Origin of the sequence: Winogradskyella sp. SYSU M77433, assembly GCF_029911945.1 — a bacterium.
Taxonomy (GTDB): Bacteria; Bacteroidota; Bacteroidia; order Flavobacteriales; family Flavobacteriaceae; genus Winogradskyella.
The window spans coordinates 280,025-291,770 of record NZ_JARYTG010000002.1 but is presented as its reverse complement, the minus strand read 5'-3'; the positions used below and the strand labels follow the sequence as shown (position 1 = coordinate 291,770).

13 protein-coding genes are annotated in these 11,746 nt (G+C 35.6%); 12 read left to right on the top strand and 1 reads right to left on the bottom strand.

Annotation, left to right across the window (positions count from 1 at the left end; all coding sequences use genetic code 11):
- Window positions 1-21: 21 nt before the first annotated feature.
- Window positions 22-471 carry a hypothetical protein gene (locus tag QGM60_RS04585; RefSeq protein WP_009778869.1) on the bottom strand — a complete coding sequence of 150 codons (450 nt, stop codon included), beginning with the start codon at window positions 469-471 and terminating at the stop codon, window positions 22-24.
- Between the two features lie 409 nt (window positions 472-880).
- Here QGM60_RS04585 and QGM60_RS04580 point away from each other — a divergent pair, with 409 nt between their 5' ends.
- The 12 genes from QGM60_RS04580 (at window position 881) to QGM60_RS04525 (ending at window position 11,646) form a co-directional block, all read left to right on the top strand.
- Complete coding sequence (locus QGM60_RS04580; RefSeq protein WP_114492872.1) at window positions 881-1,291, top strand: DUF3883 domain-containing protein; 411 nt, start codon at window positions 881-883, stop codon at window positions 1,289-1,291.
- Between the two features lie 18 nt (window positions 1,292-1,309).
- Window positions 1,310-2,053 (top strand): hypothetical protein, encoded by a 744-nt coding sequence (locus QGM60_RS04575; RefSeq protein WP_281139052.1) that lies wholly within the window; start codon window positions 1,310-1,312, stop codon window positions 2,051-2,053.
- Window positions 2,054-2,205: 152 nt separating this feature from the next.
- A complete protein-coding gene (locus tag QGM60_RS04570; RefSeq protein ID WP_281139051.1) occupies window positions 2,206-2,973 on the top strand; it encodes a DUF6577 family protein in 768 nt (255 codons plus the stop codon).
- Complete coding sequence (locus QGM60_RS04565) at window positions 2,966-4,069, top strand: nucleotidyl transferase AbiEii/AbiGii toxin family protein (RefSeq protein WP_281139050.1); 1,104 nt, start codon at window positions 2,966-2,968, stop codon at window positions 4,067-4,069. The genes QGM60_RS04570 and QGM60_RS04565 overlap by 8 nt, the downstream gene beginning before the upstream one ends.
- Window positions 4,070-4,079: 10 nt before the next feature.
- The gene (locus tag QGM60_RS04560; RefSeq protein ID WP_281139049.1) at window positions 4,080-5,498 is read left to right on the top strand and encodes a hypothetical protein; all 1,419 of its coding nucleotides are present in this window, start codon (window positions 4,080-4,082) and stop codon (window positions 5,496-5,498) included.
- A 1-nt stretch (window position 5,499) separates the two neighbouring features.
- Complete coding sequence (locus tag QGM60_RS04555) at window positions 5,500-6,411, top strand: hypothetical protein (protein ID WP_281139048.1); 912 nt, start codon at window positions 5,500-5,502, stop codon at window positions 6,409-6,411.
- Between the two features lie 717 nt (window positions 6,412-7,128).
- The gene (gene ssb / locus QGM60_RS04550) at window positions 7,129-7,473 is read left to right on the top strand and encodes a single-stranded DNA-binding protein (RefSeq protein WP_281139047.1); all 345 of its coding nucleotides are present in this window, start codon (window positions 7,129-7,131) and stop codon (window positions 7,471-7,473) included.
- A gap of 74 nt (window positions 7,474-7,547) precedes the next feature.
- Window positions 7,548-7,997, top strand: coding sequence for a JAB domain-containing protein (locus QGM60_RS04545; RefSeq protein ID WP_281139046.1), 450 nt, complete (start codon window positions 7,548-7,550; stop codon window positions 7,995-7,997).
- A gap of 9 nt (window positions 7,998-8,006) precedes the next feature.
- Window positions 8,007-8,204 (top strand): hypothetical protein, encoded by a 198-nt coding sequence (locus QGM60_RS04540; RefSeq protein WP_281139045.1) that lies wholly within the window; start codon window positions 8,007-8,009, stop codon window positions 8,202-8,204.
- A 432-nt stretch (window positions 8,205-8,636) separates the two neighbouring features.
- The gene (locus QGM60_RS04535; RefSeq protein ID WP_246906060.1) at window positions 8,637-9,017 is read left to right on the top strand and encodes a BfmA/BtgA family mobilization protein; all 381 of its coding nucleotides are present in this window, start codon (window positions 8,637-8,639) and stop codon (window positions 9,015-9,017) included.
- A gap of 11 nt (window positions 9,018-9,028) precedes the next feature.
- On the top strand, window positions 9,029-10,060 hold the full coding sequence (mobB, locus tag QGM60_RS04530) for a MobB family relaxase (protein WP_281139044.1): 1,032 nt from the start codon (window positions 9,029-9,031) through the stop codon (window positions 10,058-10,060).
- Between the two features lie 5 nt (window positions 10,061-10,065).
- Window positions 10,066-11,646, top strand: coding sequence for a type IV secretion system DNA-binding domain-containing protein (locus QGM60_RS04525; protein WP_281139043.1), 1,581 nt, complete (start codon window positions 10,066-10,068; stop codon window positions 11,644-11,646).
- The last annotated feature ends 100 nt before the right edge of the window (window positions 11,647-11,746 follow it).

The following is an 11,746-nucleotide window of genomic DNA, read 5'->3' as shown; positions in this document are numbered from 1 at the left end:
CTGCTGGACATTCCAATTTTGTTAGTTGCCCTCGCTCAACGAGAAGCTTCCGTCACCATTAAAAGAGCTGAGGCTGATTGTAACCGACCATATGCCAGACGCACCTGCATCAGTCACCCCAGAAAAGGAATCCGGTTCTGAAGCACCATCAAGAGACCTGTTCAATACAGTATTTCCGTCAGCATCCAAAACCAGCATATTAAAAGTGCCTTCGGCTGAGGCGGTTATATCCGAATTATAGTCCGCTGTGGTCAAATTGTTCATCCAGAGGAACGTCCTTGTGGCGCTTCCACCGTTACCTGTGAAGTCACCGTCCACATCACCATTAAAATCGTCACCATCATCAAACAATACAGTTCCGTCGACACTCACCTGAGCCATCGTGTCACTATCATCATCGTCACTACAGCCTACAAAGACCGTGGTAGCGACAATGGTTAAAAGCATAAAATAGAATTTCGTAATTCTCATAATTCATTAAGATTTGGTTATCATATATAAAACAAACATAACGGGAAAAACCCTATCCTTAGTATTTAATTTTTAATCTATAATTTGAATATCCATTCTTGTAAACTGTTTAAAACCCACTCAGCACATTCCCCTACATTCCACGCTCGCCTGCTGAAAAAAGTAGACGACCACTTCATTTCGTGAAATGAGCTTCACCACACAAATCTTGAACACAATTCCCAATTTCAGCTTCTCATTCCGTTAACCCTTCCCGATGGCTCTGGGAAGGAACATTTATCTTGAGTGTAATCGAAGGGCTATATTCCCGTGCCAAAATCGTGAATTAAGTTCGCTTGAAACCCGTCTTATTTTTCACAAAGTCTATTTGTTTTTTAATTCAGTTATATTGTGAGAAATTTTAGCTTAAATGGAAAAACTAACGGAAAATAAAACCATTGAATTACTGATGCCTCATTTGGTTCAACAAGGCTATGAGATAGAGAGTTATTGCTTGGGCCAAACGAGAGGATATGATATTGTAGCTGTTAAGAATGACAAAAAATTATTAATTGAGGTAAAAGGTGCAAAAGCACATAAGGATTCGCCAACAAAGCGACGAGATTATTTCAACTCTGGACAGATTAAAACTCATTTTGGTAAAGCAATTATTAAATGCTTGGAAACCAAAGTTGCGTTCCCAAATGCAAAAATTGCCATTGCGCATCCCGAAGACGAACAAATAAGAAAAGCAATAGCCAGTATTATTCCAGAGCTCAATAAGATAGGTATACAACATTATTGGGTTAATGCTAAGGGAACGGTAACCCTTGAAAAATAGTTGATTTTGAATACAACAATGAATTCCAAATTATCTTCTTTATTGCATTTCTTGAATGAGAACAGATATTATAATAAAAGGGTTCAGTCAAATTCTTATAACCGGTTTTTAGCGCCGTTCGATTCACTCGAAGATAAATTGTATTCAATTCTTCATCACGTAGCGAATACACAAAGCCAACCTAAAATTGACTTACTTGCACCTTTTTTTCAGAAAGTATATTCGAATAAATTACAGCTTCATAGTTTTAAGACATTCATCGATTTTCTAACAGATAAAGAAAATGGTGCCTATAATTATGAATCTATTTACTATGGTATGTTGAGACAAAAAGGATGGGGCAACAAAACATCTGCCTTATTTACCAAAACCATTTATCATTTACATAATGGTAAGTATGGATTTCAAAATTCAATATGGGACGATGCGCCGAAAATCATTGACAAAGAAGAAAAAATCTTCTTACCTGTCGATGCTGTAATTGAAGCAATTTTCCATCGTATTGACCCAACAATTAAATGGAATTTCCATAAAATTAATAAACTGCTACAGCATAATTATTCTTCTGAAGAAATGGAAGTTTGGGACGACCTTTGGTTCTGGGGATTTATAAATCAACGCGGTTCTGGTCTAACAAGAGAATTTGTTTGGAACGAATCCAAATATTGGGCATTACTTGAGACTGAAAAGAATAGTGTTGTGATTGAAGAGATAAAATTGAAATCGTTGCAATTCCTTTCCATATTGAACCCAAAACAGTAATATATGTATTTGCTATTATCATATTCTAAGTTTGTCTGAATTTAGATAGGTTTAATTTCCAATTATTACCACTTAATCTATATAGTGGCAAAAATTTGTTTTCAAATATTCGCCACTTTTTTGTATTTTTGGCAAAGTTTTGATTTTTAACTATGCCAAAGATTATTGAAAATAAACTGATACAAGCTTTCAAAGACCGTAGTTCTTTTGATAGGGATGCGCTATATAACTTCTATCTGGATTTTGAACCGGACCTAAAGGAAAGCACCTTTAGTTGGCGAATCTATGACCTAAAGAAAAAAGATATCATCAAAACCATTGGTCGTGGACTTTATGTTATTTCCTATAAACCTAAATATAAACCTCTTCTATCAGATAGTGTGTTCAAGATAGCCCGTAAAACCAATGAGCGTTTTGAAGACATAAAATATGCCATTTGGGAAACCCAATGGCTCAATGAGTTTTCTCAGCACCAGACGTCAAATCAAATGATTGTTGTTGAAGTAGAAAAAGAATTTGTAGACTCACTCTATTACTACCTAAATGATAATCTAAGAATGGATTTTTTCCTAAATCCAGATGAAAAGGAAATTCAATTCTATATTTCAGAAAGTAACGTGCCAGTTATCATTAAACGTTTGGTGACAAGGGCACCCATTCAAAAAATAAAAAATAAAAAAACGGTAGTGCCCATTGCAACTCTTGAAAAGATTATGGTGGACCTGTTTGCAGATGAAAATCTGCTACATTTTTACCAAGGTTCTGAAATGGTAAACATCTACGAGAAAATAATTGATAGATATAGCATCAATTTTACAAAGTTGTTCAGCTATGCCAAGCGACGCAAAAAAGAACAGGAAATAAAGCAGTTTATAGGCAACAACATTCCAAATTTTTTAGAAGATATTCATTATGATTAACAACAAAAGTTTTGAAAAGGAATGGCTGAATGGCTTCCGTGCAAAAAAGGAACATAAGGGAATCGATGTAACCATTCTGGAAAAAATGGTTCACGCACTATCATTACTCGAACATTTAAAAGTTTCAGGACTCGATTTTGTTTTCAAAGGGGGAACATCACTTGTGCTTTTGCTAAAAGAAGGGAACCGATTTTCTATTGATATCGATATTATTTCGAGCGTTGAGCGTGATAAATTAGAAGAAATTTTGGATGCAGTTGTAGCCAATTCACATTTCAAAAAGCACGTGCTTAATGAGCATAGAAGCTATAAGGAAGGTGTTCCAAAGGCACATTACACCTTTGAGTTCGAGTCGGTATATAATCCAAACGTTCCTGGAACCATTCTATTGGATATCCTTTTTGACAGTCCGCACTATCCAGAACTTATAGAATCGCCCATTGAAACACCTTGGCTTTCCATTGATGGAACTGCTACAACAATTACTACGCCTTCGGTAAACGCTATTTGTGGCGATAAGCTAACAGCTTTTGCACCAGATACCATAGGCATACCATTCTACAAAGGCGACCAGTTATTTGCAATGGAAATCTGCAAGCAATTGTTCGACTTGGGAAAACTTTTTGAAAATATTACTGATGTAGCAATGGTAAAGAAAAGTTTTTCAGCTTTCGCGAAAGCAGAACTATCCTATCGAAGTACGGACAAGGATTTTAGTAAAAGGAAACTCAATGAAAAGGATGTGCTATGGGATTCCATAAATACCTGTGCTATTATGGCAAGACGAGAACGTAACCCAACCGCTGAAAAGAAAAAGAAATTTGCAGATTTAAGCTCTGGCATACGAAGCTTTGGTAGCGCATTTTTAATGACAGGACATTTTAGGATTGAAGAAGCATTGGCAGCTTCGGCCAAAGTAGCCTATTTGAATGCTATTATTCTACAAAAAGAGGATGTTGAAATAGAATATTATGAGAATCAGGATACAAAGGAATTGGTTATTAAAAATCTGGATTGGGCCTTTTTGAACAGATTAAAACGCCAACCCGATAAATCTATATTTTATTATTGGTACAAGGTGGTAGAACTATTGTAAATTAATGTGAATGGAATTAAAGTATATTATAGAAATCTGTGTCGCTATCGACATCGCAATTTTGGGTATAGCATATCCTATTATCGTGGATAAAATATCCAATATAGGCCACAAGTTTTCATCAAACTATCTGGCTAATGCTTTTGAAAATGAATTTCCGCAGACAAAACTTTTTGGGATATTTCCCGGAAGGTCAAGAAGAATAACAGTATTTGAATGGGTTTTGTTCTTTACAATCGGCTCTTTTATATTCTTAATATTAGACCGTGAACCTTTTTTTTGGAAGGATAGTTGGATGATGCAAAACTCAGCAAAACTTCTAACGCTATTCTTAACAGTATTATTGGTTGTTATTTTTATTATTTGGTTAGATAAGGTTTCGCTGTACAATGGCAAGTCCACACGTTTGCTTACCTATATAATTTCCGAATACCGAAAGCTAAAAAAAGATCAAGATGATAAATACCATTTTAAGATTATCAATGAACTTGCAATATTTGCCATTAGGACACAAGATAAAGGTTTAGAAGAAACATTAGTTAATTTCTACACGGAAGAATTCAATAATTACCGTGCTAACTTCATTAGACCAAGAGAGGAAGAAAAACCAGATGGATTTGAAAACTTTAAAGTTGAGTTTAATCACGAGTTTCATTATGGTATTAGGGAAATTATAAGAGAAGTTGCCAAGGGTAGAAATGAAGACTTGCAAAGTCTCGAATATTTTGTTGTAAGTGGCGTATGGTTAATGGGACAAGGTATTTTTGAAACACCCATCTCAAATGACACCTATAAAGAACTTTGGCGCAATGTTGTACTCATATCAAACAATCCCAAATTTGTAGGTAACTATTGGGGTACGGCACATCAATATTTTAATTTTGGATTGCAACGAGTCTATGGCACAGATTACAATTTTGAGACTAAAAAATATGATAACCAGTCGTTAATAGATAAAAGAGACAACGAAAGAAAACGTTTTTTTGAGTTTCACTTGGCATTAGGAGGCTTATTGATATATCAGAAAAACTATGAAGCCCTTAAAACGCTGTTTACATATACACAACACCAGCCACCAAAATATGTTCTGCTGCCTAATAATATGACCGAGATTTTTACGTGGTTCAGTAGCTTTAAAGACGAGTTTGGGAGAGGTTATTATCCTATTGATTTATCATACCCTTTCCCAGGATTGGATAATTTAGGGAACAGAAGGCGTGTTACATTCTACATCTGTCAGTATTTGACATTGCTTTTTTTAAGACAGTTTAAACTGCCAGAACACAATACCTACGATAACTTCACAAGACAACCTACATTACCTCAAGCCGAAGTGTTAGAGTTATTACGCTGGCAAGAATCCATAAATTATTTCAGGTTCTGTTTGAAAAAAGTAATGAAAGATAAAAATCTCTTAAATACAATTTAATATGAAGAAGAAAGAGATGAAAAAGCTAAAGGCGAAATCATCAGAATTTATTGATGTTCTCGAAACATCCATTGAAAAAGCTATTGAAGAAGCCAGATTAAATGCAGATATTGACTATGATAAAGAATGGGGTTTTCTTGTAAATTCTAAAGATGCTATTGTCAAAGCACTGGCAAGATTTGATTGTATCCAAAATTCTGCTGAGAATTTTGATGGGCAACCTACTATTTCCTTCGGTGTAAATGGTATAATGAACTTATTTCAAAAATCTGCATTTACCACTGGAGACATTCCACATCTTAATGCAGACACTATTCTATCGCAGCAGATAGTGTATCAAAACATTAATTATTACATTCCCAACGCATTTTTATCTACTAAGAAAAAACGCTATCTTCTACGTAAAGAGGATTTAATAAAGGGGGTAGAAAAATTGGGTTTTGATGCGGATAGAGATGTTATGGTGGCAATGAATCTAAATATCTACGGGATAGATAACTTTAATAAAATTGAAAATAATATTATTAGGATTCCATCTACTGGACTCAAAAATGTACTGTTCGTTTTACCAAAAGCTGATTTGCCTATTCTAAAACATAATGACCTTGATGTTGATGAACAAAAAGAACACCAACTTGGGATATTAGATGAAGATAGAAAAATCTACGGCTCTTTAATCGATTTAACACAAGATGCTAATTCTAAACACAGAGACAAATGGAAAAATTCGAATATTGATTTTGCTACCGATTTAAAAGTGCAGCTTTCCATCGCTTTTATTACCGAGGTTGTTTGGAAAGCCAACGCCAATGTGGTTCAAATTAATATTGAAAACTCATTAAGGGAACAGGGAATCGTAAACGAACTATCAGATATAGAAGAACTGATACCAAAAAAAGAAGATAAAAATTAAGATTAGAAATCCATACCAATGAATGCAACTGGAAATGCAGGATTTAGTGTTGTTACCCACTCAGCACATTCCCCTACATTCCGTTGCTCTTCATTCCGGAAAAAGAGCTTCGCTACAAATATCTTGGACACAATCCCCAATTTCAGCTATCCATTTCGTTAACCCTTCCCGATGTTCTGGGAAGGAACACTACATTCCTGAGCCAAAATTGTGAATAGAGTCCGCTTCTCATCGGAAAGCCATCATTTCGGTTTTCTTAACAGAATTTACGGTAAGCCCTTCTTGGGTGCTTCCTCGAAAATTCTTAAAAACCGAACGGATGCCTTACACATTTTAAGGGGTTTATAATGGATAAAGCCTGTGTTGTTTTTCGGGTCGTCGAAAAACAGGCACGGCATAACCAATTCTAACTTAACCACAGCTACTTATTTCGCTTAACTGCCGGTACGCTCAAACGCAACTGCGTTTAAAAGAATTGCTAATGCCCTTATGGAACTTGTCAAGACTACACAAGTTTTAGTGAAAAATAAGGTATCTACTTCCTTGAAAATCCAAGGATTTTGCTACGTCGCAAACACACCTGATTTATTCCCTAAAAGTCTTGACAAAACCCACTCTATCCATTGTGCGGTGCACGAAAGAAAAGAACAAACACCCCTTAAAATTTAATCTGTTTTAAATCAATAGGGGAAATATAAATCACTTAAATTTTTTATTATGAGTACTATTAAAAATCACGTACAGTTAATTGGAAACGTTGGACAGGAACCAACCATTACAAACCTTGAAAGCGGTAAGAAAGTAGCCCGTTTTTCACTAGCCACAAATGAGTATTACAAAGACAGCAAAGGCGAGAAGCAAACTGATACCAATTGGCATACAATCGTTGCCTGGGGCAAAACTGCTGAAATAGTAGAAAAATATGTTTCTAAAGGAAAAGAAGTTGGAATATCGGGAAAACTAAAAACCCGAAGTTACACAACTGATGATAATGAACAACGCTATGTTACGGAAGTCATAGCCGATGAAATCCTTTTACTTGGTAGTAAAGGCGATAAGTAAACCTAGAATTAAAGAGGGCGTAACCGTCTAAAGATGCGCCCTCTTTTCATTATTAAAAATTAATACTTAAAACAATGAAAGCACAAGTTAACGAAATAAAGATTAGTTACAAAGGAGGTTTAAAATCTTCTAATTGGCAGAAAATAGGTAATTCACAAGATGCCGCTGAACTGCTTTTTGAAGATTGGGATAAAGATACTATTGGCATACAGGAAACTTTTAAGGTTGTTTTGTTGAATAACAGTAATAAGGTAAAAGGCGTATATCAATTGTCGCAAGGTGGAATTACAGGTACCTTAATAGACCTACGGATTTTGTTTGCGGTCATTTTAAAATCTTTATCTGTAGCCATTATTTTAACACACAATCATCCTAGTGGCAAATTAATGCCGAGTGAAGCGGATAAAACGCTTACAAACAAGATTAAAAATGCATCAAGATTGTTTGATATTACCATTCTTGACCATTTAATAATTGCACCAGATGGCAATTACTATAGTTTTTCTGATAACGGTATTTTATAAAAAAGAGCTATGGTACATCTCAATTTTACAGACTTGAGCGAAGAGGCTCAGAACCGACTTTTAGAAATTTCTAAAAAAGATGTGGAACGACAATTTGGGGATAGTATTCGCAAATACGTAAAGGAAAATTATGGATGTTTTGAAACTATGATTGAGCAAGAAGCAATGCGTAATCTATATACCTATAAATTTGTATTCAATATATAATTGAGTCGATTTTAAAACCCAACACCTCTGCATTTTTAGAGGTGTTTTTTTATACAATTCAAATCAGGTTCAATAAAAAAAATGTATCTTTACCTTGCTGAAATTCAGCATACAAATTAAAGTAAGGTTATCCAATTTTTGACTTTCGCCGATACCCTTACACATCGAAATTAAACATACTGGAAAATCATTTTCCTGAAAAATGGCAATCGGCTTTTTAGCCGGATTGTATGGATTTTTGTCCCGCTCGCGGGACGAAAGGGAATAGCAAGAGGGTAACACGCTTCGCGATGTTTCGGATTCCTTTTCGTTTTTAATTAACTGATAATCAGCTAATTAAATTTATTACAATTTCTTGACAATCAACGATTTGCGACAAACGGGCTGAGAACGCCCATTTTTAGGGAAGATTTTGCGACAAATCGGCGAAATATGGACTCATTTACTGGAATTAGATTTAAAAAGGAAACCGCAAAACGATTCCAAACTTTCTCACGTACTTACTTCAAATCGCACACCGAGGCAATGTCCACGATGCTCGATTTTTTCTTCTACAATGAAATTTCCCCAAAGGAAAAATTAGGACCAACTGGTCGTACTATTGAAGCTAAATTACTCAAAAGAATCAATGCGGTCATTGCCATAATGCGAGACGTAGAAAAGACACAAACCAAACCTACGGTGGCTATGATTCAATCGCTGTTTGAAACGGAAGAACCAACAAAAAAACCGCTGATTGTCGAAAAGAAATATGCTGAAGAAAAGAAGGAAGTGCGCTTTCGTGAAAAACAAAATCCAAGTAATCAACTCTAATTTTGTAAGCTATGTATATTACAATAACCCCTCAAAAACTGGGTAACAATTATTCACAAAGTTCGGCCGATTTTGTCGGGTATTTAGAGAAGGAAAATGAAGGTTTGGAACAACAGGATATAGAACATTTTTTCAATCAATATGGCGATGAGATTTCCGCTGAAGAAGTCGTAAAAGAAATTGATGGAAACACCGCAAAGTTGAAAAAGAAAGAACCCAAGTTTTATTCGATTACTGTCAGTCCTTCAAAATATGAATTGCGAAAACTTCAGAACAACAGCCAAGATTTAAAAACCTACACTCGTGAGCTTATGAAAGATTATGTTGCTAGCTTCTATCGGGAAATTAATGGACGAGCTATCACCATTGATGATATAAAATACTTCGCCAAAATTGAACACCAGCGCATCTTTAAGGGAACGGACAAACAGATAAGAGAAAACCAACCTTTTGCTACAAAAATATTGCAACTCAAAACGGAAATTCGAAATATTCAGGAAGGACGAGCTGAAGGGAATATCAAAAAAATAAAGAAGGAAATTGCCAGATTGGAACGCCAGGTACCACATCAGCAAAATGGAAAACGGATAGTCCAGGGAATGCAAAAAGACGGAAACCAAAGTCATATCCATATTATCGTGAGCAGAAAAGACGCTTCTAACTCGGTTAGCCTTTCCCCAGGCAGTAAGCACAAAGCTTCAGAAGTTGAAATGCACGGTAAGAATGTAAAGCGTGGTTTTGACAGGGATAAATTCTTCGAAAAAGCAGAAAAAACATTTGACAAAACATTTGGCTATAAACGCAACTTTGCCGAGACCTACAAAGCACGAAAGGATTTTGTGAAAAATCCCCAGCTCTACTTTGCTGCCTTGATGAAATTACCCGCCAACGAAAAAGCATTGGCTTTCAAAATGATGACGAAAACGGGTCTGCCAATTGTTCCTAGTATTCCAGTTAGTCAAGCACAAATTGCGCTTCGAGTTTTCAAACGGTTAAGACGTGGCGCTGAAGTGGCCATAAAATCAAGTTCAATAGGAATATAGTGGATATGCAAATAGACAATCTTATAACAATACTTTCAATTATTGGTTTGGCCAGTACTGTTTTATATGTGCTATTTCGAGTAAACAAGTATGCGTTTATTTTGAATATCGTACTGCTTTCATTTCTCGTATTCTATCTTTCTGAAGCAAATGGATTGGTTTCGATAGTATTGTATTTGTTGTGTCCTCTAATGCTAATTAACATAGGATTGTATGTTTTTCTGCATAAAACTGAAGACACACATAATGGAAATACAAAACACCAAGTCAGTTTTTCTACGAATAAAGGAAACTTCAAACTAGATAATATTAAACGTGGCGCATCCGTCATCGGATCCGCCGGAAGCGGAAAAACTGAAAGTGTGGTTTATGGATTTCTAAAACATTTCCAGAAAGAGGGTTTTTGCGGAATTATTCACGACTACAAAGACTTTGAGCTGACCGAAATGGCATATCCATTGTTTAAGGATAGTGATATTCCGTTTAAGGTCTTTTCCTTCGATAAAATTATCCATAGGGTAAATCCTATTGCACCTCATTATTTAGAGAACGAGGAAAGCGTAAATGAGGTGTCGAGGGTGTTGATTGAAAATCTTTTGGAACAGCGAGAATCTGGAACAACTGGTACAACAAAATTTTTTAACGATGCCGCTGAAGGTTTGATAGGTGGTTTAATTTGGAAACTTAAGACGGATTACCCCAAATACTGCACACTACCACATTTAATAGCTATTTATCAGTTATTGGATACGGATAGCCTTATTCAGTTTTTGGAAACCAACACGACATCGCGAGCAATGGCTGATGCCTTTATTAGTGGAAAAGATTCGGATAGACAGACTGCTGGTGTCAAAAGCACCCTGGCCAATGCGCTGAAACGAATTAGCACACAACGCATTTTTATGACATTATCCGCTGATGAAGTGCCATTGGATATTAATAATGAGAAAAACCCTGCCATCATTTCGGTAGTCAATAACCCTAAATATGAGACGTCTTATTCACCTGTAATTGCGACCATAATTCACACTATTACCAAACAAATGAGCATACGCAATTCGCGACCTTCATTTTTATTGATGGAAGAAGCACCAACCATAAGGTTGCTAAATATGCACCGTATTCCTGCAACGTTAAGAAGCTATGACATTGCTACCATCTATGTGATGCAAGACAAAATTCAAAATGATATGATGTATGGAGACAAGGCAAGCAAAGCAATTTTAAGCAATTTGTCCTATCAGTTTTTCGGTAAGGTCAACGACCCAGATACTGCAAAATATTATGAACGCTTTTTTGAAATTATTAAAAATCCAACGAAAAGTATTAGTCGTGGGTATAATCTCGATTTTGACACGCGCGTAACGACAGGCGAAAAGGAAATCCCAAAAATAAGGGCGGATGTATTCTTCAGATTGAAACAGGGTGAGTTTATTACCTATGCCGATGGTAAGGACAAGAAAATTCAATTTAAATTAGCTCAAATTCAACGAGAACTACCAAACGTATCGAAGCAGTTTTCCAAATCAGATTTAGAAGCTAATTTTGAGAAAATATATAGCGATGTGAAATCGATATTTAAGTAGCTAAAAATCGTTGTCTTAAATCACAATTATTACTCTGATAGGATAATGTTATATTTATGTACAGTAAAATATTTTTAACTAATACATATACATCAATGCT

Bases quoted from the DNA above. Each gene is read 5' to 3' on its own strand.
- mobB (WP_281139044.1), top strand. From the start codon at position 9,029: ATGTATATTACAATAACCCCTCAAAAACTGGGTAACAATTATTCACAA.
- QGM60_RS04585 (WP_009778869.1), bottom strand. From the start codon at position 471: ATGAGAATTACGAAATTCTATTTTATGCTTTTAACCATTGTCGCTACC.
- ssb (WP_281139047.1), top strand. From the start codon at position 7,129: ATGAGTACTATTAAAAATCACGTACAGTTAATTGGAAACGTTGGACAG.
- QGM60_RS04540 (WP_281139045.1), top strand. From the start codon at position 8,007: ATGGTACATCTCAATTTTACAGACTTGAGCGAAGAGGCTCAGAACCGA.
- QGM60_RS04535 (WP_246906060.1), top strand. From the start codon at position 8,637: ATGGACTCATTTACTGGAATTAGATTTAAAAAGGAAACCGCAAAACGA.
- QGM60_RS04565 (WP_281139050.1), top strand. From the start codon at position 2,966: ATGATTAACAACAAAAGTTTTGAAAAGGAATGGCTGAATGGCTTCCGT.
- QGM60_RS04555 (WP_281139048.1), top strand. From the start codon at position 5,500: ATGAAGAAGAAAGAGATGAAAAAGCTAAAGGCGAAATCATCAGAATTT.
- QGM60_RS04575 (WP_281139052.1), top strand. From the start codon at position 1,310: ATGAATTCCAAATTATCTTCTTTATTGCATTTCTTGAATGAGAACAGA.
- QGM60_RS04560 (WP_281139049.1), top strand. From the start codon at position 4,080: ATGGAATTAAAGTATATTATAGAAATCTGTGTCGCTATCGACATCGCA.
- QGM60_RS04525 (WP_281139043.1), top strand. From the start codon at position 10,066: ATGCAAATAGACAATCTTATAACAATACTTTCAATTATTGGTTTGGCC.
- QGM60_RS04570 (WP_281139051.1), top strand. From the start codon at position 2,206: ATGCCAAAGATTATTGAAAATAAACTGATACAAGCTTTCAAAGACCGT.
- QGM60_RS04545 (WP_281139046.1), top strand. From the start codon at position 7,548: ATGAAAGCACAAGTTAACGAAATAAAGATTAGTTACAAAGGAGGTTTA.
- QGM60_RS04580 (WP_114492872.1), top strand. From the start codon at position 881: ATGGAAAAACTAACGGAAAATAAAACCATTGAATTACTGATGCCTCAT.